Origin of the sequence: Sphingomonas sp. Y38-1Y, from assembly GCF_032391395.1 — a bacterium.
Classification (GTDB): domain Bacteria; phylum Pseudomonadota; class Alphaproteobacteria; order Sphingomonadales; family Sphingomonadaceae; genus Sphingomonas.
Map to the genome: position 1 here is coordinate 1750291 of NZ_CP135916.1, position 23902 is coordinate 1774192.

21 protein-coding genes and 1 tRNA gene are annotated in these 23902 nt (G+C 68.6%); 7 read left to right on the top strand and 15 right to left on the bottom strand.

Features of this window, described 5'->3' with window-relative positions:
• The first annotated feature begins 3 nt into the window (after positions 1 to 3).
• Positions 4 to 654, top strand: a complete 651-nt coding sequence (locus RS883_RS08355) for a peptidylprolyl isomerase (protein WP_315764813.1) — start codon at positions 4 to 6, stop codon at positions 652 to 654.
• A 4-nt stretch (positions 655 to 658) separates the two neighbouring features.
• Here RS883_RS08355 and RS883_RS08360 read toward each other — a convergent pair whose 3' ends face one another.
• The 11 genes from RS883_RS08360 to RS883_RS08410 form a co-directional block, all read right to left on the bottom strand.
• A complete protein-coding gene (locus RS883_RS08360) occupies positions 659 to 1216 on the bottom strand; it encodes a class I SAM-dependent methyltransferase (RefSeq protein WP_315764816.1) in 558 nt (185 codons plus the stop codon).
• A complete protein-coding gene (locus RS883_RS08365) occupies positions 1213 to 2550 on the bottom strand; it encodes an APC family permease (RefSeq protein WP_315764819.1) in 1338 nt (445 codons plus the stop codon). The genes RS883_RS08360 and RS883_RS08365 overlap by 4 nt, the downstream gene beginning before the upstream one ends.
• A 4-nt stretch (positions 2551 to 2554) precedes the next feature.
• Positions 2555 to 4324 (bottom strand): cation:proton antiporter, encoded by a 1770-nt coding sequence (locus tag RS883_RS08370; RefSeq protein WP_315764822.1) that lies wholly within the window; start codon positions 4322 to 4324, stop codon positions 2555 to 2557.
• 277 nt (positions 4325 to 4601) lie between these two features.
• Entirely contained in the window at positions 4602 to 5204 is a 603-nt protein-coding gene (gene eda, locus RS883_RS08375) for a bifunctional 4-hydroxy-2-oxoglutarate aldolase/2-dehydro-3-deoxy-phosphogluconate aldolase (protein WP_315764825.1), read from the bottom strand.
• Entirely contained in the window at positions 5201 to 6169 is a 969-nt protein-coding gene (gene glk, locus RS883_RS08380; protein ID WP_315764828.1) for a glucokinase, read from the bottom strand. The genes eda and glk overlap by 4 nt, the downstream gene beginning before the upstream one ends.
• Before the next feature lie 158 nt (positions 6170 to 6327).
• On the bottom strand, positions 6328 to 8148 hold the full coding sequence (edd, locus tag RS883_RS08385) for a phosphogluconate dehydratase (protein ID WP_315764831.1): 1821 nt from the start codon (positions 8146 to 8148) through the stop codon (positions 6328 to 6330).
• A 98-nt stretch (positions 8149 to 8246) separates the two neighbouring features.
• A complete protein-coding gene (gene pgl, locus RS883_RS08390) occupies positions 8247 to 8951 on the bottom strand; it encodes a 6-phosphogluconolactonase (RefSeq protein ID WP_315764833.1) in 705 nt (234 codons plus the stop codon).
• Positions 8952 to 9112: 161 nt separating this feature from the next.
• Complete coding sequence (zwf, locus tag RS883_RS08395) at positions 9113 to 10570, bottom strand: glucose-6-phosphate dehydrogenase (RefSeq protein WP_315764836.1); 1458 nt, start codon at positions 10568 to 10570, stop codon at positions 9113 to 9115.
• A gap of 214 nt (positions 10571 to 10784) precedes the next feature.
• Positions 10785 to 12254 carry a TolC family protein gene (locus tag RS883_RS08400; protein WP_315764839.1) on the bottom strand — a complete coding sequence of 490 codons (1470 nt, stop codon included), beginning with the start codon at positions 12252 to 12254 and terminating at the stop codon, positions 10785 to 10787.
• Positions 12251 to 15442: a multidrug efflux RND transporter permease subunit gene (locus RS883_RS08405; RefSeq protein WP_315764841.1), complete on the bottom strand. Its 3192-nt coding sequence runs from the start codon at positions 15440 to 15442 to the stop codon at positions 12251 to 12253. The genes RS883_RS08400 and RS883_RS08405 overlap by 4 nt, the downstream gene beginning before the upstream one ends.
• Position 15443: 1 nt before the next feature.
• Complete coding sequence (locus RS883_RS08410; RefSeq protein WP_315764843.1) at positions 15444 to 16667, bottom strand: efflux RND transporter periplasmic adaptor subunit; 1224 nt, start codon at positions 16665 to 16667, stop codon at positions 15444 to 15446.
• A 280-nt stretch (positions 16668 to 16947) separates the two neighbouring features.
• On the opposite strand from RS883_RS08410, the gene RS883_RS08415 reads away from it, so the two are divergent.
• Positions 16948 to 17763, top strand: coding sequence for a ferredoxin--NADP reductase (locus RS883_RS08415; RefSeq protein ID WP_409977407.1), 816 nt, complete (start codon positions 16948 to 16950; stop codon positions 17761 to 17763).
• A 116-nt stretch (positions 17764 to 17879) separates the two neighbouring features.
• Positions 17880 to 17954: transfer RNA gene (locus RS883_RS08420), tRNA-Asn, on the top strand.
• Positions 17955 to 17990: 36 nt separating this feature from the next.
• On the opposite strand, the gene RS883_RS08425 is transcribed toward RS883_RS08420, so the two are convergent.
• The 4 genes from RS883_RS08425 to RS883_RS08440 form a co-directional block, all read right to left on the bottom strand.
• Positions 17991 to 19250, bottom strand: coding sequence for an MFS transporter (locus RS883_RS08425; RefSeq protein ID WP_315764846.1), 1260 nt, complete (start codon positions 19248 to 19250; stop codon positions 17991 to 17993).
• Positions 19247 to 19702, bottom strand: a complete 456-nt coding sequence (locus tag RS883_RS08430) for a DUF2147 domain-containing protein (RefSeq protein ID WP_315764848.1) — start codon at positions 19700 to 19702, stop codon at positions 19247 to 19249. Before RS883_RS08430 ends, RS883_RS08425 begins: the two co-directional genes overlap by 4 nt.
• A gap of 33 nt (positions 19703 to 19735) precedes the next feature.
• The gene (locus RS883_RS08435) at positions 19736 to 20683 is read right to left on the bottom strand and encodes an SDR family oxidoreductase (RefSeq protein ID WP_315764850.1); all 948 of its coding nucleotides are present in this window, start codon (positions 20681 to 20683) and stop codon (positions 19736 to 19738) included.
• A gap of 118 nt (positions 20684 to 20801) precedes the next feature.
• Positions 20802 to 21683 (bottom strand): AraC family transcriptional regulator, encoded by an 882-nt coding sequence (locus RS883_RS08440; protein WP_315764853.1) that lies wholly within the window; start codon positions 21681 to 21683, stop codon positions 20802 to 20804.
• Positions 21684 to 21830: 147 nt separating this feature from the next.
• On the opposite strand from RS883_RS08440, the gene RS883_RS08445 reads away from it, so the two are divergent.
• The 4 genes from RS883_RS08445 (at position 21831) to RS883_RS08460 (ending at position 23892) form a co-directional block, all read left to right on the top strand.
• Complete coding sequence (locus tag RS883_RS08445) at positions 21831 to 22091, top strand: hypothetical protein (RefSeq protein WP_315764856.1); 261 nt, start codon at positions 21831 to 21833, stop codon at positions 22089 to 22091.
• Between the two features lie 135 nt (positions 22092 to 22226).
• Entirely contained in the window at positions 22227 to 23015 is a 789-nt protein-coding gene (locus tag RS883_RS08450; protein WP_315764859.1) for a MipA/OmpV family protein, read from the top strand.
• A 14-nt stretch (positions 23016 to 23029) separates the two neighbouring features.
• The gene (locus RS883_RS08455; RefSeq protein WP_315764861.1) at positions 23030 to 23632 is read left to right on the top strand and encodes a class I SAM-dependent methyltransferase; all 603 of its coding nucleotides are present in this window, start codon (positions 23030 to 23032) and stop codon (positions 23630 to 23632) included.
• Entirely contained in the window at positions 23629 to 23892 is a 264-nt protein-coding gene (locus RS883_RS08460; RefSeq protein ID WP_315764864.1) for a hypothetical protein, read from the top strand. The genes RS883_RS08455 and RS883_RS08460 overlap by 4 nt, the downstream gene beginning before the upstream one ends.
• The last annotated feature ends 10 nt before the right edge of the window (positions 23893 to 23902 follow it).

The following is a 23902-nucleotide window of genomic DNA, read 5'->3' on the forward strand; positions in this document are numbered from 1 at the left end:
GCGATGCTGACGCGGCGGGGATTGATCGGGGGCGGGGCGGCCCTCGCGCTTGCCCCGCGCGTCGCGGCGGCGCGGGAGCCGGCGGTCGTTCGCGTGCGGATCGTCACGCCGGTGGGCGCGATCATCGTCGCGCTCGACGCGCGGCGCGCGCCCGCGACGACGGCGAACTTCCTCGCCTATGTCGACGACGAACGGTTCGACGGCACGCGCTTCTATCGCGCTGCCCGGTCGAAGGCGAAGCCGGGCACCGGCTTCATCCAGGGCGGCATCCAGACCGATGCGCGGCGGATCCTGCCGCCCTTTCCGCTGGAAACCACCGACAAGACCGGCATCCGCCATGTCGACGGTGCAATCTCGATGGCGCGGGGGGCCAGCCCCAAGGCGGCGGGCGGCAATTTCGTGCTGTGCGTCGGCGCCTCACCGCAGATGGACGCGCGGCCCGGTTATTTGGGCTATGCCGCGTTCGGCAAGGTCGTCGCCGGCATGGCGGTCGCCAAGCGCATCCTGGCGGTGCCGACCGGCGGTGGCTTCGACGCGATGAAGGGGCAGATGATCCTGCGCCCGATCCCGATCATCCGTGTCGAGCGGATGGACGGCGTGAAGAAGCCGACCGGTCGGCCGCGCCCCTGGCTGCTGATCCCGCGGCGCCCCTGAGCGATTACCGCTTCGGCACGCGCCACAGATAGATGCGCCGGCCGCCGATGTCGCGCTCGGCCTCGGGTGTCCAGTCGCCCATGCGGAAGGCGTGGCTGACGATGCGGGTGCCGGGCTTCAGCGCCATGATCCGCGGCCGCAGCTTCTCGTTGAGCGAATCGAGCAGGTAGAGCGTGACGACGGTCGCATCCGAGAAATCGGTCGTGAAGATGTCGTCCTGGCGGAACGCGACCTTGCCCTCGACACCCTGCGCCTTGGCGTTCGCGCGGGCTTCGGCAATGCGCTCGGGATCGATGTCGATGCCCGTCGCCTTCTTAAGCCGGTTGCGCTTCACCGCGGCGATCGGGATGCGGCCATCACCCGAACCCAGATCGTAGAGAACATCGCCGTCGCGCACTTCCGCCAGGTCGAGCATCGCCGCGACCACTTCCGGCGGCGTGGGGACGTAGATGACGTCCGGCGATCGCGCGGGCGCGGCTTGCGGCGCGGGCGAAGGCTTGGTCTGGGCGCTGGCGGGGCCGGCGGCGAGGGTGAGGGCTAGTCCGACGATCAGAGGCTTCATGGCAGGCTCTCCTCGGGAACGGGCTTCAGGAAGACGAGCAGCAATCCACCGACCGCCAACACGCCGCAACCGGCGAGCGCGCCCCAACCCGTATAGGCAAGGCTCGACCAGAGGAGGAACGCGGTGGTGAGGCAAAAGATCGCCGGCGTGACCGGATAAAGCGGCACGCGGAACGGGCGCTCGATCGCCGGATGGCGGCGGCGCAGGATGAACAGCGACAATCCGGTCAGCAGCAGGAACAGCCAGAACACCGGCGCGGTATAATCGACGACCAGCGCGAAACCGTCGCGGGTGAATGCACCCGCCACGACCAGGATCAGCGCCACGATCGCCTGGGCGATCAGCGCGTTGCCCGGCGTGTCGCGCCGCTCGTCCCAGCGACCCAGCCAGCCGAGTGCGGGGAAGGTCCGCCCGATCGCACAGCTCGTCCGCGCGCCGGTGATGGCAGTGGCGTTGGCGGAGGTGAGCGCGGCGATCGCCACGGCGGCGGCGATCAGTCCCGCGCCGGTCGAGCCGAACGCGGCGCGCGCGACCTCCGCGGCGACAGCCTCGCTCCTCGCCACGCCGGCAAGCCCCAGCGCGTTGACGAAGGCGAGGTTGGCGAGGACGTAGAGCGCCGTCACCAGCGCGAGGCCGCCGACGAGGATGATGCCGATGCGCCGCTTGCTGCCGCGCACTTCGGCGGACAGATACGCCGCCTCGCTCCACCCGCCATAGGTGAGGAGGACATAGACGAGCATCAGGCCGACCGACCCCCTCGCGCTGCTGCCCGACGTTTCCGGCGCGCGATCGACCCAGAAGCCGGCGACGATCAGCAGCACCAGCCCGCCGACCTCCGCCAGGGTCAGCCAGCGCTGCGCCGCGGCGCCCTCTCGGATGCCGGCCCAGTTGAGCGCGCTGATGGTGACCACGGCGAACCCCGCCCACAGGCTGGCGCCATAGCTGCCGAGCGGCAGCAGCATCTGGAGATAGTCGCCGCACACATAGGCGAGAAGCGCCAGCGAGCCGGTCTGGATCACGGCAAGCCGCGCCCAGCCGTAGAGAAAGGCGACGCGCTCGCCATAGGCTCGGCCGAGGAAGTGATAGTCGCCGCCGACATGGGGGAAAGTCGCAGCGAGCTCGGCATAGCAGAGCGCACCGATGATCGAGAGCAGCCCGCCCGCGACCCATACGGCGACCAGCGCGAGTTCGCTGCCCGCCATTCCCGCGACTAGGGCAGGCGTGCGGAAGATGCCCGCGCCGATGACGATGCCGACGATCAGCGCGAGCATGTCGACCAGGCCGAGCGTCTGGCGCGGACGCCCGAGCGAGGCCTCGCTTTGCGGTGCGCTCAAGGCATCAGGCCTCGACCTGGCGGACGCGGCGGATACGCGGCTCGCGTTCCAGGCCCGCCGCATCCTTGATCGACTTGCGCATCTCGTCGCGCTTCTCGTGGATCGAGGCGATCACCGGCCCGACGCCGACGCCCAGGTCGACGAGCAGCGCCTCGGAGAGCTGTAGCGAGCTTTCCAGCGTCTCCGGCACCGCATCGGTCGCGCCCGCGCGATAGAGCGCGGCGGCATGCGCGGCGTCGCGCGCGCGGACGATGATGGGGAGTTGCGGCACCCAGCCGCGGACGCGCTTGGTCAGGCGGACGCTGAGCACGGGATCGTCCATGGTGATGACCAGCGCCTTAGCATGGCCAAGATTGAGGCGGTCGACCATGTCGGACCGGGCGACGTCGCCGAACTGAACGTTGTAGCCCTCGCGCCGCGCCGTGTTGACGACGTCGATGTCCGCTTCGATCGCGAGATAGGGTTTCTCGTGCGCGCGGAGCATGTCGGCGATCGTGCGGCCGACGCGCCCGAAGCCGATGACGACGGTGCCGTTGGACGCGACTGCCGGCTCGATCGGCTCCGGCCCGCCGACGCGTGCCTCGATCCGGCGGGCGACGAGGCGCCCCCCCTTTGCGAGAAGCGGCGTGATGGTGAGGCCGATCGCGGTGACGGTGGTCCAGAAGGCCGCGGTCGAGGGCTGGATCAGCCCCGCGGTGCCGGCCGCGCCGAGCACGATCAGCGTGGTTTCGGAGGGGCTGGCCATCAGTACGCCCGTTTCCGCCGCGACGCCCGGCCGCGTGCCGGAGAAGCGGAGGAGCAGCGTCGTCACCACCGCCTTGACCAGCATGACTCCGCTGATCGCCGCAAGCAGCTCGGGCCAGTAACGCGCGACCAGCCGCAGATCGAGCGACATGCCGACCGAGATCAGGAACACACCCAGCGCCAGCCCCTTGAACGGCGCGGTGATGGCGTCGACTTCCTCATGATAATCGGTCTCGGCAATCAGCAGCCCGGCGAGCAGCGCGCCGACGATCGGCGACAGGCCGGCGGCGGCGGTCGCCAAACTTGCGACGATGACGACGAGCAGGCTGGCGGCAAGGAAGAGTTCCGGGCTCTTGGTGCGAGCCGCCTGGCCGAACATGCGCGGCAGCATGAAGCGGCCGGCGAGGTAGAGCGCGACGACGGTGACGCCGCCGGCGATCGCGACGTCGGCAAGGCCGGTCCAACCCTCGTCGGTGGCGGTCGGCGCCAGCGCGCCGAGCATGAAGATGATCGGGACAAGCGCCAGATCCTCGAACAGCAGCATCGCGAAGGCGCCGCGCCCGATCGCGCTGGTCGTGCCCGCCAGTGGCAGTACGATCGCGGTCGAGGAAAGCGCGAGCGCGAGGCCCAGCCCGACTGCGCCGCTCGACGCCTGTCCCATCAGATAGAGCGCCGCGCCGATGACCAGGCCCGAGATCAGCAGTTCGGCCGCGCCCAGCCCGAACACCTGCGCTCGCATCGCCCATAATCGCCGGAACGACAGCTCCAGTCCGATCGAAAAGAGGAGGAGGATGATCCCGAACTCGGCGAACGGCTCGATCGCGTGCGTGTTCGAGATGGTGACGAAGTAGAGCCACGGATAACGATCGACCATCGATCCGAGCGCGTTGGGCCCGACCAGGATGCCGACCAGGATGAACCCGATGACCGGGCTGATCTTGAACCGCGCGAACGCCGGAATCACCAATCCCGCCGAACCGAGGACGACGAGGGCATCGGAAAGCCCGCTGTTCCGGATGTCTAGCGCCATGGCGGCATCTAAGCGGCGGGGGCGGGGCGTGTCAGCCGTTAATGCAGTGAGCCGGGTGGATTATTTCGCGGGCGTGCCGGCAACCCGTAATCGTCACCCCGGACTTGATCCGGGGTCCCGCTTCCGTTTCCGTGCATGGACAAGAAGAAGCGGGATCCCGGATCAAGTCCGGGATGACGGTTCACCTATCCGTTCGTCCTCAGCTTGTCGAAGGACGTGTACCGGGAGGATCGCTCTGGACACGTGCTTCGAAAAGCTCAGCACGAGCGCAGGGATTTCACCGCGCCAACCGCGCCGCCGCACCCGCGCGCGTTTCGACATCGGCCAGCGCGCCGCCCGTCACCCAGCTTCCGCCGACGCACAGCACCGGGTCGAAGGCGAGCCAGTCGGGGGCGGTCACTTCGGAAATGCCCCCGGTGGGACAGAAGCGCGCTTCGTAGAAGGGCGCGGCCAGTGCCTTCAAGGCCTTGAGCCCGCCCGATGTTTCGGCGGGGAAGAACTTGAAGTGGCGCAGGCCCAGCGCATAGCCGCGCATGATGTCGCCCGCCGTCGCCACACCCGGCAGGTACGGCACCTGCGAGTTGACGATCGGCTCGGCCAGCGCCTCGGTCAGGCCAGGGGAGACGATGAACTCGCTGCCTGCGGCGATCGCCTGCTCGAACTGCTGGGTCGAAACGACGGTGCCGGCGCCGACGATCGCGCCCTCGACCTTCCTCATCTCGGCGATAGCATCGAGCGCGGCGGGGGTGCGCAGCGTCACCTCCAGCACCTTGAGCCCGCCCTTGACCAGCGCCTCGGCCAGCGGGCGGGCGGTGGCAGCGTCGTCGATCACCAGCACGGGGATGACCGGGCTGGCGCGCATGATGTCTTCGATGTTCATTGCGTGTGCTCCTGCGCAAAGGCGGCGGCGGCGCCATAGAGGCCCGGCTGCGGATAGGTGATGAGCTTGACTGGGATGGAGGCCATCAACCCCTGGAACCGACCCTTGGCGACGAAGCGCGAGGCAAAGCCGGAGGTGAGGAGATGGTCCTTGAGGCGCAGTCCCAGCCCGCCGGCGATCACCACGCCCTTGGGCCCGTGCGCCAGCGCCAGGTCCCCCGCGACCGCACCCAGCGACAGGCAGAAGCGGTCCATCGCCGCCGCGGCCAGGCTGTCGGTACCCTCGAACGCCATCGTCCAGATCGCCTTGTCGTCGATCTGGTGGATCGATCGATGCTCGATCCCGGCCAGCGTCTCGTAGATCGCCTTGATGCCCGGCCCCGAGCACACCCGCTCGACCGACACGCGGGTATAATCGCGGCGCAGGCGCTTGAGCAGCGCATCCTCGATCCCGTCGAGCGGGGCGAAATCCATGTGGCCGCCCTCGGTCTCGATCACGTGATAGCGTTCACCGGTGCGGAACACCTGCGCGACGCCCAGGCCCGTGCCCGGACCGCAAACGGTGATCGATCCCTTGTCCGGCAGCCCGCCTTCGGGCCCGCAGATGTGGATGAAATGCTCGTCGGGAAGCTGCGCCACCGCATGGCCGACCGCGCCGAAATCGTTAATGAGCGTCCAGTCGTCGACTTCCAGCCGCTCGCGGATCAGCGGCGGGCGGATGATCCACGGATTGTTGGTCAGCTTGATGAGGTCGGGGTTGATCGGCGAGGCGACCGCGATCGCGGCGGCGCGGGGCAGGGGCCGGCCGGCGGCTTCCCCGAACGCCTGCCAGGCGAGCTGGAGGCTGCCATGCTCGGCGGTCTTCTGGGTGACGGGATCGTCGATGCGCACGACGCGGCCGCCCTCGACCTCGGCGATGGCGAAGCGGGCATGGGTGCCCCCGATATCGACTGCGACGACTTCCATTTTCTCTCCCCAACTTCGCTTCGAGGCGCGATCATTCCAGCAGAGGCCGGAACGGCGGACCCTCCAAACCCCGTTCGTGCTGAGCCTGTCGAAGCACGTGTCCGAGGCACAGCGTCCCTGACACGTCCTTCGACAAGCTCAGGACGAGCGGATCGTCGTTACAGCCCCGCCGCCGCCAGCATCGCGCTCGCGCCCTTCTCCGCTTCGTCGGCGCCCGTGTTCATCATGCGGAACAGCTCGCGGCCGGTGCCGTCGGCCATCGGCGGCGTCTCGGCGAGCGGGCGCGCGGCCCATTCGGCGGGATCGACCAGCGCCTCGAGCACGCCTGCCTCGGCATCCAGCCGGACGATGTCGCCGTCGCGCAGCTTCGCCACCGGACCGCCGCCGAACCCCTCGGGCGAGAGGTGGATTGCCGCCGGCACCTTGCCGCTCGCCCCCGACATGCGCCCGTCGGTGACGAGCGCGACGCGGAAGCCGCGGTTCTGGAGCACGCCGAGCGGCGGGGTCAGCTTGTGCAGCTCGGGCATCCCGTTGGCGCGCGGCCCCTGGAAGCGGACGACGACCACCACGTCGCGGTCGAGCTCGCCCGCCTTGAACGCTTCCTGCACCGCGGCCTGGGTCGAGAAGACGCGGGCCGGCGCCTCGATCGTCCAGCGGTCGCGATCGACCGCCGACACCTTGATGCACGCGCGGCCGAGATTGCCCTGAAGGATGCGAAAGCCGCCCTCGGGCGAGAAGGGGGCCTCGATCGTGCGGACGATGCTGTCGTCACCCGATTGCGCGGGCAGGTCGGGCCAGGCGAGCGCGTCGCCCTCGATCGCGGGCTTGCGGCCATATTGGGCAAAGCCGCCCTCGGCGATGGTCAGGATGTCCGAATGGACGAAGCCGCCGCGCATCAGCTCGCGCAGCACGAAGGGCGGCCCGCCCGCATCCTCGAACGCGTTCACGTCGGCGGAGCCATTGGGATAGACGCGGGTGAGGAGCGGCACCGCCTTGGACAGATTGTCGAAATCCTCCCAGTCGATGACGATCCCCGCGCTCCGCGCGATCGCGGGCAGGTGGATCAGGTGGTTGGTCGACCCGCCGGTCGCGAGCAGCGCGACCGCGGCGTTGACGATCGCGCGCTCGTCGACGCAGTGGCCGATCGGGCGATAATCGTCGGTGCCCCAGCCGATCTGCGGCAACCGCTGGACGGCGGCGCGCGTCAGCTCCTGGCGAAGCTTGGTCCCCGGATTGGCAAAGGCGGCGCCGGGAACGTGGAGACCCATCGCCTCCATCATCATCTGGTTGGAATTGGCGGTGCCATAGAAGGTGCACGTGCCCTTGCCGTGATAGGCGGCGATCTCGCTTTCGAGCAGTTCCTCGCGCGTCGCCTTGCCCTCGGCATAGCGTTCGCGGACCGCGGCCTTTTCCTTGTTGGCGATGCCGGTGCGCATCGGCCCGCCCGGGATCAGCACCATCGGCAAATGGCCAAAGCGCAGCGCGCCGATCAGCAGCCCCGGCACGATCTTGTCACAGATGCCGAGCAGTGCCGCGCCCTCGAACGTCCGGTGGCTGAGCGCCACCGCGGTGGCGAGCGCGATGGTGTCGCGGCTGAACAGCGACAGCTCCATCCCCTGATAGCCCTGCGTCACGCCGTCGCACATCGCCGGCACGCCGCCCGCCACCTGTGCCGTCGCGCCGACCTCCAGCGCCCAGACCTTCATCTGTTCGGGATAGCGGTAGTAGGGCGCATGCGCCGACAGCATGTCGTTATAGGCGGTGACGATGCCGATGTTCATCGACATGCCGTCCTTCATCCGGTCGCGCTGCTCGTCGGTCCCGGCATAGGCGTGGGCGAGGTTCGCGCAGCCGAGCTTGGGCCGGTCGAACCCCGACGCCCGCTCCCGCTCGATCAGGTCGAGATAGGCGGCGCGGCCGGACCGCGACCGTTCGATGATGCGATCGGTGACGGCGGCGATGGTGGGATGGAGCGTCATGGCGACCTAAAGTCCCCGTTCGTCCTGAGCGTGTCGAAGGACGTGTTGCTGGTCACGTGCGTCGACAGGCTCGGCACGAACGGTTGAAAGGCGAGACATCACGCTGCCCAGTGGATGTCCACCGGCAACTCCGCATCGGCCAGGACGCGGCCGATGGGGTAGGGGGAGCCCGCGCCCTCGGCGATCGCCGCCTCGATCACGTCGCGCTTCGCCTGACCAGTGACGGCGATCATCACCGCCTTGGCCGAGACGATCGCGGCGCGGGTCAGCGACACGCGCGCCACCGGCGCTTCGGGCGGCAGCGGGTCGGGCATGACGCCCAGCGCGCGGCGGTCCTTGGGGCCATTCAGCGCCTCGTCGAAATCGGCGCCTGGGAAGATCGAGGCGGTGTGCCCGTCGCCGCCGACACCCAGCAGACACAGGTCGAGCGGCCAGTGCAGGTCCTGAAGCCGCGCATCGGCGGCCTTGCCCGCGGCCTTGTAGTCCTTGGCCGCCTCGCTGGTGATCGGGAACACGCGCGCGCCCTTGGGGACGAACAGCTTGCCGAGCGCGGTGACGTTGGACAGCGGATCGCCCATCGGCACCAGCCGGTCGTCCGTGGGGACGATCGTCACCCGCTTCCAGTCGAGCTTGGCCGCGGCGAGCTTTTCATAGGCCGGGAAGGGCGTCTTGCCGCCCGCCAGCGCAACCACCGCACTGCCGCGCGCGTCGATTGCGCTTTCGATGACGAACTGGACGTCGCCGGCGATGGCCTCCGCCAGCTCGTCCGCGTCGTCATAATCCCACCATTCGATCTCGGTCATCAGCGTTCCAATTTATCCGTTCGTCCTGAGTAGCCATTGAGCGAAGTCGAAATGGCGTATCGAAGGACTGTCTCGCACAAAGTGCTTCGATATGAGGCTTCGACAAGCTCAGCCTCTACTCAGCACGAACGGGAGGGGGCCGGTTTGGCTCCCTTCCCGCGTCACTCGTTCCAGGTCACGCCGTCGCGTTCGGTCAGCGCGATGCTCGACGACGGGCCCCAGCTTCCCGACTGATAGTTCTTGGGCTTCACGTCGCTCGCGTCCCAGCCGGCGCGGATCGCATCGATCCATTGCCACTGCGCTTCCACCTCGTCGCGGCGGACGAACAGCGTCGGATCGCCCTCGATCAGGTCGAGCAGCAGCCGCTCATAGGCGATGCGCCGCCGCGTGCCCGCGAACTCCTGGTCGAGGCCGAGGTTTAGCGGCACCTCGCGCAGGCGGATGCCGTCGCGGTCGAGGCCGGGCTGCTTTGCCATGACCAGCAGCCGGACATATTCCTCGGGCTGAAGGCGGATGACGAGGACGTTGGGCTGGAGCACGCCGCCGCGATCGGCGAAGATCGAATGCGGCACCGGCTTGAACTGGATGACGATCTCGCTGCGCCGCTCGGGCATCCGCTTGCCGGTGCGCAGGTAGAAGGGGACGCCCTGCCAGCGCCAATTGTCGACATGCGCCTTCAGCGCGACGAACGTCTCGGTCCGCGAATCCTTGCCGAGCTCCTCGTCATAGCCGCGGACGATCTCACCCTTGATCGCGCCGGCGTCATACTGGCCGGTGACGGTCAGGTGCGGCACGTCGGCGACGCTGATCGGTCGGAGCGAGCGCAGCACCTTGACCTTCTCGTCGCGGATCGCGGTGCCGTCGAAGCTGGCCGGTGGCTCCATCGCGATCAGCGCGAGCAGCTGGAGCATGTGGTTCTGCACCATGTCGCGCAGTGCCCCCACCTCGTCATAATAGCCCGCGCGGCCCTCCAGCCCCACGGTTTCCGAGATGGTGATCTGGACATGGTCGATGCCGCGCGCGTTCCAGATCGGCTCAAACAGCGAATTGCCGAAGCGGAGCGCCAGGATGTTCTGGACCGTCTCCTTGCCCAGATAATGGTCGATGCGGAACGTCCGCTCCTCCGGGAAGGCGGCGGCGACGATGTCGTTGATCTCGCGGCTCGAGCCGAGGTCCTTGCCCAGCGGCTTCTCCAGGCCGATGCGGACATTGTCGCCCGCCAGGCCCGCCGATTGCAGCCCCTTGATCGTCGGGCCGAACAGCCAGGGCGCGGTCGACAGGAAGATGGCGAGCCCGCCCGACACGTCACCGATCTTGGCGGCGAGCGCATCGAACCCCTCGATCGTCGAGGCGTCGAGGGGCTGGTAGTGGAGCCGCGCCAGGAACCCCTCGATCGCCTCCTCGCCCTTGCGGTCGTCGGGCAGATGGGTGTCGAGCGCCTGCTTGGTGAAAGCGCGGAATTCCTCGTCGCTCTGCTCGGATCGCGCGGTGCCGGTGATGGTCAGGCCGTCGGGCAGCAGGCCGTCGGCATGAAGGCCGTAGAGCGAGGGCAGCAGCATCCGCTGCGACAGGTCGCCGGTGGCGCCGAACAATAACAGCTTGCCCACCGCGTCGCGCATGTCGTGCCGTCTCCCTCGTTTCCGATGCGCGCGGGGTAGCGGATGGGGCGCGGCGCGCAACCCGTGCATAGCTATTCTATGGCGTTTTCGGCGCCGCCCGGCGTTTGCGGGGAGACGGAGCGGGATCCCGGATCAAATCCGGGGTGACGGCGAAAGATCGGCCGGCCTTCCCGATTCCGTCATCCCGGACTTGATCCGGGATCCCGCTCCTTTCTTACGATTGAGGCTGCACCGGCTCCCGCCGCGTGGCTTCCGGCGCGTTCTCCCAGCCGCCGCCCAGCGCGCGGAACAGGCTGACCTGTGCCTCGGCCAGCGCCGCGTCCGATTGCGCGCGGCCGGCGCGCGCGTCGGCACGCTGGCGCTCCGCCTCGATCAGCTGGAGGAAGCTCTCCGCGCCATAGTCGAAGCGCAAGCGCGACAGCCGCGCGGCCTCACCCGCGGCGCGCTCGGCGCGGCGGAGCGAGCGGTTGCGGTCCAGTTCGCCGGCATAGCGCGCCAGCGCCTGCTCGGTCTCGCGCAACGCCGTCAGCACGACGCCGTCGAACGCCGCGAGGCTGCCCTCCGCCGTCGCTTCGGCCTGGCGTAGGCGGCTGCGCGCGGCGGTCTGGTTCGGGAAGCTCCACGAGATGAGCGGCCCCAGCGAGAAGTTGATGCTGTCATTGTCGACGAGGCTGTCCAGCGTGGTCGAAGCGAGGCTGACCGAGCCGAGCAGCGAGATCGACGGATAGAGCGCAGCCGTTGCCACGCCGACACGCGCGGTGTCGGCGGCAAGCTGGCGCTCGGCCTGGCGAACGTCCGGGCGGCGGCGGAGCAGCGAGGCGCCGTCGCCGATCGGGATCGCCTGCGACAGCTGGGGCAGGCGCGTGCAGGTCGCGGCGGCGGCGTCCGCCTCTGCCGGCGGGCGGCCGGTCAGCGTCGCGAGCGCATAGAGCGCGGCGCGGCGCTCCGCCTCCAGCGCCGGCACCTGCGACTGGGTCGAGGCGAGCAGCGCATCCGCCTGCTCGACGTCACGGCGCTGACCGCGGCCCGCCTCGAAGAGCCGGCGGGTGAGCGCCAGCGTCTGTTCCTGAAGCCGCACCGTCTCCCGCGCGACGGTCAGCTGCGCGGCGTTGGAGCACACCAGCGCATAGGACCGCGTCGTCTCCGCCGCGACCGATACGCGGGCGGCGTCGATCTGCGCCGCGGCCGCCTGGACATCGCCGCGCGCCGCCTCGATCGCGCGGCTGACGCCGCCGAACAGGTCGAGCTCGTAATTGGCGTTGAAGCCGGTGGTGAACAGGTCGGTCTCGAACGACGGGATCGCCTGCGTCCCGCCGAACTGCGCGCCGAAGCTGTTCGAGCCCGTGCGCTGGCGCGTGTACTGCGCCGTCGTTTCGGTGGTCGGCAGCCGTCGTCCGCGCGCCTCGCCCAGCACGGCGCGGGCGCGCTGGAGGTTGGCGGCGGCTTGGCGAATGTCGGTGTTGTGCGCCAGCGCCTCGTTCACCAGCCGGTCGACATTGGCGTCGTCATAGAGACGCCACCATTTCTCCGGCAACTCGGCGGCGTTGACCGCGGACAGGCGCGCGCCCTCGACGAACGCGCCCTCGGCGCTGAGGCCGCCCGGCGTCGCGGGCTTCTGATAGTCGGGCCCCACCGCGCAGGCGCCGAGCGCCAGCGCGAGGGTCAGGGTGGCAAGCTTCTTCATGCCGGAGCTCCCGGTTCGGTGACGGGGGCATGGCGGTCGCCCTTCGGCTTGCGCCGGAACGTGCGGCCTGCCCAGTCGCCGAACTTGCGGCTGATGACGTAGAAAGCGGGGGTGAAGACGAGGCCGAACACGGTCACGCCGATCATGCCGAAGAACACCGCGACACCAAGGGCACGCCGCATCTCCGCACCCGGACCCGAGCCGATGACGAGCGGCAGCACGCCCAGGATGAAGGCGATCGACGTCATCAGGATCGGGCGCAGACGCTGGGCGGCGGCGTGGCGTGCGGCCTCCAGCAGTTCCTGGCCTTCCTCTTCGTTCTGCTTGGCGAACTCGACGATCAGGATCGCGTTCTTCGCGGCCAGACCGATGAGCACGACCAGGCCGATCTGCGTCAGGATGTTGTTGTCCATCCCCATCAGATTGACGCCCAGCATCGCCGCCAACAGACACATCGGCACGATCAGGATGACCGCCAGTGGCAGGACCAGGCTTTCGTAGTTCGCCGCGAGCAGCAGGAACACGAAGAGTACGGCCAGGGCAAAGGCGATCAGGCCGGTATTGCCCGCCTGCTTCTGCTGGAAGGCAAGCTCCGTCCACTCGAACGACATGCCCTCCGGCAGCGTCTCGGCCGCGATCTTCTCCATCGCCGCCAGGCTCTGCCCGCTCGAGAAGCCGGGGACGGTGTCGCCCTGAAGCTCCGCGGAGGGATAGAGGTTGTAGCGCACCACGCGGTACGGCCCGCTGTCGTCGCGGATCGTCATCACCGCGTCGAGCGGCACCATCGCCCCCGACGCCGATCGCGTGCGAAGCCGACCGATGTCGGACGTATCGTTGCGATAGGGCGCATCCGCCTGTGCCGTCACGCGGAAGGTGCGGCCGAGGAAGTTGAAGTCGTTGATGTAGGACGAACCGAGATAGGTCCCCATCGTCGAGAAGATGTTGCTGACCGGCACGCCGAGTTGCTCGGCACGCTCGCGATCCACATCGGCGAACAGGCGCGGCGTGCGCGTGTTGAAGAGGGTGAAGGCACCGGCGATGCCGGGGGTCTGATTTGCCTTCATCATCATGCCGAAGGTCGCGGCCTCAAGCGCCTTGTAGCCGCGGTTCTGCCGATCCTCGACCATCATCTTCCAGCCGCCGCCGGTACCGATGCCCTGGACGGGCGGCGGCGGGATGACCAGCAGCAGCCCTTCGGTGAACTGCGCCATCGCGCCGCGCATCTGGTTGGCGATGGTGTCAGCGTCGGCGCGCTCGGCATGCGGCTTCATCGTCACGAACATCGCGGCAGTGTTGGGCGCGGTCGAGAAGCTGGTGCCGTCGAGGCCGACGAGCATCACCGTGTCGAGCGTGCCGGGCACCTGCCGCGCCGCCTTTTCGGCGCGCAGCATCATGTCGGTGGTGCGCTGGAGCGAGGCACCTGGCGGCAGCTGCGCCGCGGCGATCAGATAGCCCTGGTCCTGCGACGGAATGAACCCGGTCGGCGTCGCATAGAAGCGCCAGCCGGCCAGCCCGATCAGCAGCACATAGGCGATCGCGATCACGCCCAGCATCCGGATGGCGCGCGCGGTGAAGCGGCCATAGCGATCCGCCAGCCAGTCAAACCCGCGGTTGAAGCCGCGCGCGAACCGGCCCGGCAGGCCGCGCCAGCCGCGCCGCGGCTCGGCATCGTGCGCTTTGGGCTTCAGGATCAGCGCGGCCATCGCCGGCGACAGCGTGAGCGAGACGATCGCCGAGATGGCGGTCGCCGACACGATCGTCAGCGCGAACTGCTGATAGAATTGGCCCGAGATGCCCGGGATGAACATGGTCGGGACGAACACGCCGCAGAGGACGAGCGCGATCGCGATGAGGGCGCCGGCGACCTCGTCCATCGTCTCGTGCGCGGCCTCGCGCGGCGACATGCCGCGCTCTTCCATCAGGCGTTCGACATTCTCGACGACGACGATCGCGTCGTCGACGACGATACCGATCGCCAGCACCATGCCGAACAACGACAGGTTGTTGAGGGAGTAGCCGAAGCCCGCCAGGATCGCGAGGCTGCCCAGCAGCGACACCGGGATCGCGATGATCGGGATAATCGCCGCGCGCCAGCTCTGGAGGAAGATCAGCACGACCAGCGCGACGAGGATGATCGCCTCGACCAGCGTGTCGACTACCGCCTCAATCGAGGCGGAGATATATTCGGTGGGATTGTACGGGATCGAATAGGTCATCCCCGGCGGGAACGACTTCTTGGCCTCGTCCAGCTCCTTGATGACCGCCTCAGCCGCGTCCAGCGCGTTCGATCCAGGAAGCTGGCTGATCGCCACCGCCGTGACCGGCACGCCGTTCAGATAGGCGTTGACCGCATAGGTCTCCGCGCCGAGCTCGATGCGGGCGACGTCGCGCAGCCGGGTCATCGCGCCATTCTCGTTGCGCTTGACGATGATCTGGCCGAACTGCTCGGGCGTGGTCAGCCGTCCCTCGGTCTGCACGCCGAGCTGGAAGGCGGAGCCCGTGCCGGCGAAAGGCGGCTGGCCGACGGCGCCCGCCGCGACCTGAGCATTCTGGCCGCGGATCGCCGTGACGATCTCGTCGACGGTCAGGTTGCGGGCAGCGGCCAGATCGGGATCGATCCAGACGCGCATGTTGTAGTCGCGCCCACCGAAGCTCTGCGCGTTGCCGACGCCGGGCACGCGCGCCAGCCGGTCGATGACCTGGGTGCCGACATAGTTCGACACATATTCCTGGCTCAGTGATCCGTCCGGCGACGAGAACATCGCCACCATCAGGAAGTCGGGCGAGTTCTTGAGCGTGGTCACACCGATCTGACGCGTCTGCTCGGGCAGGCGCGGCTCGGCGGAGGCGACGCGGTTCTGGACGAGCACCTGAGCCTGATCGGCATCGACACCCTGGGCAAAGGTAACGGTGATCTGAAGCGCGCCATCACCCGTCGACGACGATGACATGTAGATCATGTTCTCGACGCCGTTGATTGCCTCTTCCAGCGGACCGGCGACCGTCTCGGCCAACGTCTCGGCGCTGGCGCCCGGGAATTGCGCGGACACGACGACGGTCGGCGGCGCGATCTCCGGATACTGCGTGACCGGCAGCGTCGGCAGCGCGACCGCGCCGAAGACGAGGATCAGGATCGAGAGGACCGCCGCGAAGATCGGGCGGTCGATGAAGAAATGCGGAAAGCGCATGTCAGTTCGCCTGGCTGGCGTCGGCGGCGGGCGGGGTCGAGAGCGCCTGCGACGAAGGCGCGTCGCCCTTCGGCTTGGCCTGGATGCGGGTCAGCTTGGCCTGGACCTGCATGCCCGGCTGGAGCGTGGTCAGCCCCTCGATGACGACGCGGTCGTTGGGCTTCAGACCCTCCTTGATGACGCGGAGGCCGTCGGCGGGCGGACCCGTGACGACGGGACGCGGCGCGACCTTGCCATCCTGGCCGACGACATAGACGATCTTGCGCGCCTGGTCGGTGACGACCGCCGCATCGGGGATGAGGAGCGCGCGATAGGTGCCCGATCCGAGCAAGCGCGCGCGGCCGAACATGCCCGGCGTCAGGAAGCCGTCGGGGTTCGAAATCCGGGCATGAGCGCGGATCGTGCCCGAATTGGGATCGATCGCGTTGTCGACGAAGTCCATCCGTCCGCGCCAATTATAGCCGCTCTCGTCGGCCAGCTGGACCTCGACCGGATTGCCCGTGTCGCGCGAGGACGCGCGCTCCCCGCGCGAATCCTGACGGCGATACTTGAGGTAGAAGGCCTCGGCGCCGTCGAAGCTGAACCAGATCGGATCAACCGAAACGACTCGCGTCAGGACGGTCGTCCCTTCCTGGACGAAGTTGCCGCGGCTGACTGCGCGGCGCGAGACGCGGCCGGCGATCGGCGAGCGGACGGTGGTGAAGCCCAGGTTGAGCTCCGCCGTCTGCACCTGCGCGCGTGCCGCCTCTAGGTCGGCATTGGCGGTGCGGACGTTGGCGACGTTCTGCTCATATTCCTCGCGGCTGACCGCCTGCGCCTGGAGCAGCGACTGCGACCGGGCCGCGACCGAGCGGGCGTTGGCGAGCGTCGCTTGCGCGCGCAGCACCTGCGCCCGCGCATTGGCAAGCGCGGCGCGATACGGGCGCGGGTCGATCTCGAACAGCGGCTGGCCCTGCGACACGCGCTGGCCATCGGTGAACAGGACGGCCTGGATCGTGCCCGACGCGCGCGGACGGATCTCTGCATCCTGCAGCGCCTCGAACCGGCCGACATACTCGTCCCAGTCATAGACTTCGCGCTGGATCGGATTGGCGACCTGCACCGTCGGCGGGGGCGGGGCGGGCGGCGCCTGGCCCCCACCGCAGCCAGCCAGCGTCAGCGCGATGAGCGCGGTGGCGGCAGCTCGGCCAGCGGAAACCCGGGGAAGAACGGGGAACGGTCGCATGCGGAAATCCCTTTGTGGGCGCGCTCTGACGGCGCCTTGAGCGGGGGCATAGGTGCGAGACCGTTCATCCGTTTGCAAGGGAGCGGCAGCACTTTTTTGTACGCAGTCGTTCAAAAGGTGTGCAACGCAACATACTCAGACGGAAAGGCCGCCGCCAGACCTTGCAGGCAAGCGGTTGAGGCGCGGTGGTAAAGACAAACTGTCTTGCGCCAGCGCGCTCCGACGATCATGTCGCGGCCATTCTGCGCCCTTTGCGCATCCTTGTCACGGAGCCTTGGTCTTGAACGCGCCCGTCCGCCTGCCGATCGTCCAGCCGCCCCACGCCGCCTTCGAATCCGTGAAGGTCCTTTGGGTGCGCCACTGGAACGAGCATCTGTTCAGCCTGGCGGTCGAGCGTCCGCAATCCTTCCGATTCCGGTCGGGCGAGTTCGTGATGCTCGGCATGGAGGTCGAGGGCAAGCCGCTGATGCGCGCCTATTCGATCGCCAGCCCCGCCTGGGCCGAAGAGGTCGAGTTCCTGTCGATCAAGGTCGAGGACGGCCCGCTCACCTCGCGTCTTCAGGGTGTGGTCGAGGGCGACGAGCTCTATTTGGGGCGCAAGCCGACCGGCACGCTCGTCACCGATGCGCTGCGGCCCGGCAAGCGGCTGTTCCTGCTTTCGACCGGCACTGGCCTTGCCCCGTTCCTCAGCCTGGTGCGCGATCCCGACACCTATGAGCGGTTCGAGCAGGTGATCGTCGTCCATTCGGTGCGCCGCGTCAGCGATCTCGCCTTCCGCGAGGAGCTGTCGGCAAGCTTCGCGGAGGATCCGCTGGTGGGCGAGCAGTCGGCCGAGCAACTCCATTACCTCGCGACCTGCACGCGGGAGCCCTACGAGAACGAGGGCCGCATCCAGGCGCTGATCGAAAGCGGCAAGATGTTCGCCGATCCGATCCAGGGCCCGGCCCAATTCGACCCGGCCGAGGACCGCATCATGCTGTGCGGATCGACGGCGATGATCAACGACTTCGCCAAGCATTTCGAGTCGCTCGGCTTCGAGGAAGGATCGAACGCGCGGCCCGCCGACTTCGTGATCGAGCGCGCGTTCGTCGGCTGACCCGGTCGGCAAGCGGGGCGAGGGCAAAAAAATGCACTCGTCCCCGCTTGCGCGATCCGAAAGGGCGTTGCTATAGGCGCGCCTCCGAAACGCATGGCGCTTCGGAAAGATGGTGATCCCTGATAGCTCAGCGGTAGAGCTCTCGACTGTTAATCGAGCGGCCGTAGGTTCGAATCCTACTCAGGGAGCCACTTCGCGCGACTAGCGCTGTTTCCCCCCAGCTTGCATTACGATCGGCGCGCGATCCGGCGATCCGCGATGCGATAGGCGATGACCGTCGCCGCACAGGCGACCGGCACCATCAGCAAGCCATGGGCGAGCCCGTTCGCCGCGCCCCAGCCGACTGCCGCGTCGCTGATCGCGCCGACCAGGAGCGGGCCGAGAGCCGGACCGATCAGGCTCGACGCGATCATGGCGAGGCTCGACGCGATCGCCTCTCGGCCCGGCCCGGCGACCAGGTGCGCGGCGCCAAACGCGTAGGGTAGGGTGAAGGCGAAGGCGAACATCGCCGGCGTCATCAACGCGACCGACAGCCACGACACCTCGACGAACAGCGCTGCGACGGTGGCGACGCCCGCTACGGCAAAGGCGAGCATCGGCACGCGCAGCAGCGCCGGCGTGCCGTTCCGCACCGCACGATCGAAGCTGCGCCCGCCGACCACCGTGCCGATCGCCCCGAGCGCGCCCTGCAGTAGCCCGAAGACGAGACCCGCCTGCGCGGTGCCGAACCCGTGCGCGCGCATCAGGAACGGCGCGGCAAAGGCATAGAAGGGGGCTGCCGCGAAGCCGATGCAGACCGCCAGCACCAGCAGCGCCCGGAACGCCGGGTTGGCGAGCAGGCCGGCGCTCTCCTGCTTGAACGATGCCGACCCCTTGGGCCTTTCGACTGGCGGGGTGGGGCCGGTCGCGACCGCTGCGACGATCGCCACCAGCGTGCCGAACAGACCCGCCGCGATCAGCGCCGTTCGCCATCCGAACCGCTCGCCGATCCAGCCGCCCAGGCCGAAGCCCAGCATCGTGCCGATCGGAATGCCCATCGAGAAGATGCCGATCGCAAAGCCGCGCCGTGCGGGGGCGATGCGGCGGGCTATGATCGCATGGCTGGACGGCACCGCGCCCGCTTCGCCCAGCGCCACGCCTAGCCGGGTGGCGGCGAGGGTGGCGAAGCCGGTAGCCGCGCCGCCCAGCGCCGTCATCCCGCTCCACACCAGCATGCACGCGAGCAGTACCCCGCGCGGCGACCCGCGATCGGACATTCGTGCCATCGGCAGCGACAGGAGCACATAGCAGAGCGCAAAGGCGATGCCCGTCAGCAGCCCGATCTGCGTGTCACTGAGCGACAGTTCCGCCTTGATCGCCTCGGCCAGGATGAACGGCAGGATGCGATCGACCTGTGCGAACACGCTGACGAGGAACAGCGCGGCGAGCAGCATGCCTGCGCGCGACTCCGTCAGCGTCGTCGCGCCTGCGGTGGCCGGCACCGTCACGTCGTGACGCGGTGGAAGGTCAGCGTCCGGCCGAGCATCGGCGTCCCCATATAGCCGCGCATCTCCAGCTTGCCGTTCACCAGCCGCATGTGCGCCGACAGCGACCGGCCCGAGGTGCCATCATAGAAGTCGCCGCCCTTCCATCGCCGCTCCCGCGCGTCCCATTTCAGGTTCTGGAGGATCGTGATCCCCTCGAGCGAGCGGCTGCGCAGTCGCGGATCGGGATTGTGGACGTCGCGCTTGAAGGTGCGGCCATCCGCCTCCATCGCACGCTGGCCCCAGAGAAGCCGCCCGGCATAGGTGCCGCCGGTCTCGAACAGCTCGATCCGGGTCCGTCCATCATCCGACTGCCAGACCCCGGTGACGGAGGGCGGGCCGGCGACCTGCATCGGCGACGAGGGCTTGGGCATCGGCGCGCGCGGTGCCGACAGGAGCATGAGCGCGGTGGTCATCAGGGGCATGGATCGTCCTTTCCGGTTCGGCGCTCAAGCGGCCACGGGGCGGATGAGCGGCGCGTCGGGGGCGAGGGTCACGCCGGCAAGCGCCTCCGACACCGCCCAGAGCTGTGCGGCGGACGTGCGATCGAGCGCCTGGGGCGGCACCTTGGCGAGCGTCGGATAGCCGCGCATCCCGCCCATACGGTCGGGTCCGTAATAGGCGCCCGGTTGCGCTTGTGGCGCGGTCGCCGCGTACAGGCTGGGCAGCGCGCCCTGCGCGGCGGGCTGAAACAGGAAGGGCATCAGCGACCGAATGCGCCCCTCGATGCTGCGCGGCCCCGCGCCATTGTGGATCAGGTCGGTGCGCGAGATGCCCGGATGCGCGGCGATGCTCGTCAGGCCCCAGCCGTTCGCCGTGCTCTTCCGCTGAAGCTCGAACGCGAACATCAGGCAGGCGAGCTTCGACTGCGCATAGGCATGCATCGGCCGATAGTCGCGCTCGAACTGGAGGTCCTCGAACTGGAGCGCGCCGCGCGGCGCCGCCAGGCTGGAGAGCGAGACGACACGCGATCCCTCGGTCGCCCGAAGCAGCGGCAGGAGGTGCGCGGTCAGTGCGAAATGGCCGAGATAGTTGGTCGCGAACTGAAGCTCGAACCCGTCGACCGTCACCTCTCGCCGGGGCGGCACCATCACCGCGGCATTGTTAACGAGGATGTCGAGCCGCCCGACCCGCTGCCTGAGCGTTTCCGCAGCGGTCGCAACGGAGGTGAGGTCGGCAAGGTCGAGCGGCTCGAACCCGACCTTGGCACCACCGACGGCGCGCAGGATCCTGTCGGTCGCGAGCGCGCCCTTCGTCGGGTTCCGCCCGGCGATGATCGTGGTCGCGCCGGCGCGGGCCAGGCCCAGTGCGGCTTCGAACCCGATCCCACCCGTGCCGGTGACGACCGCCACGCGGCCGGAAAGGTCGGGAATGTCGGCAGTTGTCCAGCGCGCCATGGTTCGATCTCCTTCGTCGCAACGCCTTTCGGCTGATGCGACGAAGCTACGGTCGGGGCGCTGGAAGGCCATGCCCGAACCGGCAAGATACTTGCCCGATCCTACACGATCGCGCGGGTCAGCGCGGGACGGCCTGGGCCAGCAATGCGCGAAAGTTCATGACGTCGCGTTTGGGCGCGGTACCGAAGGACCGGGTATATTCGCGGCTGAACTGCGACGCGCTTTCATACCCGACCTGGTACGCCGCTTCCGACACGTTCGCCGCATCCGACAGCATCAGCCGCCGCGCTTCGAGCAGGCGGATCTGCTTCTGATACTGAACAGGAGTCATCGACGTCATCGCCTTGAAATGGGCGTGAAACGAGGAGGGGCTCATCCCCGCGACGTCGGCAAGCTGCTCGACCCGCAGCGGCTGGTTATAGTGATCGCGCACATGGTTGATCGCGCGCGCGACGCGCTCGGCATGCGTTTCCGGCACCGCCAGCTTGGCCAGCTCGCCGCCATAGGGGCCGGTGAGCAGCCAGTAATAGAGCTCGCGCATGATCGCGGGGAACAGCACCGGGATCGCCGGCGGATTGCGCATCAGGCGCACCATTCGCGTCAGGCAGTCGGCAAGCTGTTCGTCGACGCTGCCGACGAAGACGCAGGTGCTGAGCCTAGAGCTGGGCACCGGCGGATCGGGCAGCTGCTGGAGCACGTCGCGCAGGATCGCGGTGTCGAACTCGATCGTCATGCCGAGATAGGGGCGCTCGGTCGATGCGCCGACCATCCGCCCGATCGCCGGCACTTCGACGCTGACGACCAGGCATTCCATCTCGTGATAATTGAGCGTCGTCTCGCCGAACAGGATCTCCTTCTGCCCCTTGAACACGACGCACAGCGACGGCCGGTACATGTTGGCCACGGGGATGAAGGTCTGGAACGAGCGCATCAGGCTGACGCCCGCCATCCCCGTCTCGAACCGTCCCTGACCCCCGCCGCGCGATTCGATCAGATCCATCGCCGCATTGAACAGCGCCGGCGGCGTCGACGGACGCTCGTCCGACGTGCGTGGAGGAAAAGGCAAGATTTCTGCGGTATTCGGCATTCTGGTCATCGATCGATCCTTCTAGCTTGAGCGTGCCAGAACAAGCCAGGTCGTAGAGCTATGCCATCAATCGAGAACAGGTCAAGCCCGGAGCACAAATCTGGGCGCTCGACCATGAGAGAAGCGGCGACAAATCATCGGGCCTGGCGCCTCGTATTTGTCTATCCCAGCTTCTTTCTGCTTTCGCCACTCGCCGAAAACTCAATCCTCGATCGAATGACATCAGTGCAGCCCGAAGATTTATCGGCGCCGATCATCGGCAATATTGATGCATTGTCGGTCGTTGCTCTTCAGGCGCTGCCATCGGGCGACGCCGCCTAAAGGTCGCACGATCGGAACAGGTTGGATTTCGCTCGGACGCCGGATCCCTCCCCGGCGGCCCGCGGCCACCATGGACGGCCTTGTCCCCCGTGCCGTCCATGGTGGCAACCCCCCGGTAAACAAGGAAGAACCAGCATGCGCCGTCCATTCCGCGCCGCGATCGCGCTCGCGTTGATCCCGTCCGTCGCTGCCGCCGCACAGGAGGCGCCGGACGACGGGCCCCATGGCCAGGTGGCGATCGGCGCCGGGGTAGCGCCCGACTATGACGGTGCCGACAGCGTCCGCGCGATCCCGTTCGTGCTGGGCGACGTCCGCTATGGCGGCGTCACGGTCGAGCTGCGCGGCCTGCGCGGCCGGGTCGACGTGGCGGCCGACCCGCGCCTGTCGATTGGCCCGGTGATCGGCGCGCGCCTGGACCGCCGCAACGTCGACGGACCCGTGGGCCTGCTGCCGGAGATCGACATCGGCGTCGAAGCGGGCGGCTATGTCGGCTATCGCTTCGGCGGCGATGCGCTGGGCGAAGGATCGATCCAGACCGAGCTGACGCTGCTCCACGACGTCTCGCGCACCAGCAACGGAGTGATTGCCATCGCGAGCGCCGGCTACACGGCGCTGCGCCGCCGCGACAGCTTCGCCGCGTTCGACGTGCAGGCGAGCTGGGCCGATGCCGACCACATGCGAACCTATTTCGGCATCTCCGCCGCCGATTCCGCTGCCAGCGGCCTTGCCGCCTATCGCCCCGGATCGGGGTTCCGCGACGTCGGGCTCGGGATCACCGCCGGACATTATTTCAGCCGCCACCTGGGCGTGCTCGGCCGCATCGGCACCAGCTATCTGATCGGCGATGCAGCCGACAGTCCGATCACGGAGGCGGGCAGCCGTTGGCAGCCGATCGGCGGGCTGACGCTGTCCTACCGGTTCTAAGGGAGGCGCGCGTCATGGATACCGCCATCTGCTCGCTCCCTGCTGAGACCCGCCGGTTCGGCGACCGGCTCGTCTTCCTGGCTCGCTGGCTTCGCGATCCCGGCGGCATTGCCTCGATCACGCCGTCCGGCGCGGCGCTGGCTGCGCTGATCACTTCCGAGATCGAGCGCGGGCCGGTGCTGGAACTCGGCAGCGGCACGGGCGCGTTCGTCCCCGCGCTCCTCGCGCGCGGAATCGCCGAGCGCGACCTGGTCCTGGTCGAGCGCGACGTGCCGCTCGCCGACCGCCTCCGGCACCGTTACCCGCGCGCTCGGGTGATCGCCGGCGACGCTGCCGAGATCGGCACGGGCGAGCCGTTCGCCGCCGCCGTCTGCGGGCTGGGGCTGCTCAACATGCGGACCGAGACCGTCGAGGCGATCCTGCGCGCCGCCTTCGACCGGATCACGCCGGGCGGGCGGCTGTACCTCTTCACCTATGGCCGGCGCTGTTCGGTCGGCGACGCCAGCCTCGATCGCCTGGGGCTCGAGTCGCGGCGTGTCGGGCGGACGTGGCGCAACCTGCCGCCTGCCACCGTCTTCTGCCTTTCGCGAGCGATCGATGCGGGGGCAGGGCGATGAGCGCCGAGGCGGCCGGGCTGCGGGTCGCGAACCTGCTCGGCCTGGTCGTGCTACCGTTCCTGTGCGGAACGAGCGGCTTCGGGCTGCTCGCCGCGCTTGCGATCGCGGCCGCCGCCGGCTTCGCGCTGATCCTGATCGAGGAGCCGGGCCATGCCCGCTCGCTGCACCGGCGCGACGTCCGCGCCTATGTCGTCGTGCGCGTCGCGCTTGGCCTGGTCGCGGCGGCGCCGTCATACTGGCTCGGGCGCGTGATCGGATGAGCCGAATGTG

Bases quoted from the DNA above. Each gene is read 5' to 3' on its own strand.
- zwf (WP_315764836.1), bottom strand. From the start codon at position 10,570: ATGCGCGACGCGGTGGGCAAGCTGTTATTGTTCGGCGCCACCGGCGAC.
- RS883_RS08435 (WP_315764850.1), bottom strand. From the start codon at position 20,683: ATGGCGCGCTGGACAACTGCCGACATTCCCGACCTTTCCGGCCGCGTG.
- RS883_RS08410 (WP_315764843.1), bottom strand. From the start codon at position 16,667: ATGCGACCGTTCCCCGTTCTTCCCCGGGTTTCCGCTGGCCGAGCTGCC.
- RS883_RS08405 (WP_315764841.1), bottom strand. From the start codon at position 15,442: ATGCGCTTTCCGCATTTCTTCATCGACCGCCCGATCTTCGCGGCGGTC.
- RS883_RS08455 (WP_315764861.1), top strand. From the start codon at position 23,030: ATGGATACCGCCATCTGCTCGCTCCCTGCTGAGACCCGCCGGTTCGGC.
- glk (WP_315764828.1), bottom strand. From the start codon at position 6,169: ATGGAAGTCGTCGCAGTCGATATCGGGGGCACCCATGCCCGCTTCGCC.
- RS883_RS08430 (WP_315764848.1), bottom strand. From the start codon at position 19,702: ATGACCACCGCGCTCATGCTCCTGTCGGCACCGCGCGCGCCGATGCCC.
- RS883_RS08460 (WP_315764864.1), top strand. From the start codon at position 23,629: ATGAGCGCCGAGGCGGCCGGGCTGCGGGTCGCGAACCTGCTCGGCCTG.
- RS883_RS08370 (WP_315764822.1), bottom strand. From the start codon at position 4,324: ATGGCGCTAGACATCCGGAACAGCGGGCTTTCCGATGCCCTCGTCGTC.
- eda (WP_315764825.1), bottom strand. From the start codon at position 5,204: ATGAACATCGAAGACATCATGCGCGCCAGCCCGGTCATCCCCGTGCTG.
- RS883_RS08360 (WP_315764816.1), bottom strand. From the start codon at position 1,216: ATGAAGCCTCTGATCGTCGGACTAGCCCTCACCCTCGCCGCCGGCCCC.
- pgl (WP_315764833.1), bottom strand. From the start codon at position 8,951: ATGACCGAGATCGAATGGTGGGATTATGACGACGCGGACGAGCTGGCG.
- RS883_RS08440 (WP_315764853.1), bottom strand. From the start codon at position 21,683: ATGGATCTGATCGAATCGCGCGGCGGGGGTCAGGGACGGTTCGAGACG.
- RS883_RS08450 (WP_315764859.1), top strand. From the start codon at position 22,227: ATGCGCCGTCCATTCCGCGCCGCGATCGCGCTCGCGTTGATCCCGTCC.
- RS883_RS08355 (WP_315764813.1), top strand. From the start codon at position 4: ATGCTGACGCGGCGGGGATTGATCGGGGGCGGGGCGGCCCTCGCGCTT.
- RS883_RS08445 (WP_315764856.1), top strand. From the start codon at position 21,831: ATGCCATCAATCGAGAACAGGTCAAGCCCGGAGCACAAATCTGGGCGC.
- RS883_RS08400 (WP_315764839.1), bottom strand. From the start codon at position 12,254: ATGAAGAAGCTTGCCACCCTGACCCTCGCGCTGGCGCTCGGCGCCTGC.
- edd (WP_315764831.1), bottom strand. From the start codon at position 8,148: ATGACGCTCCATCCCACCATCGCCGCCGTCACCGATCGCATCATCGAA.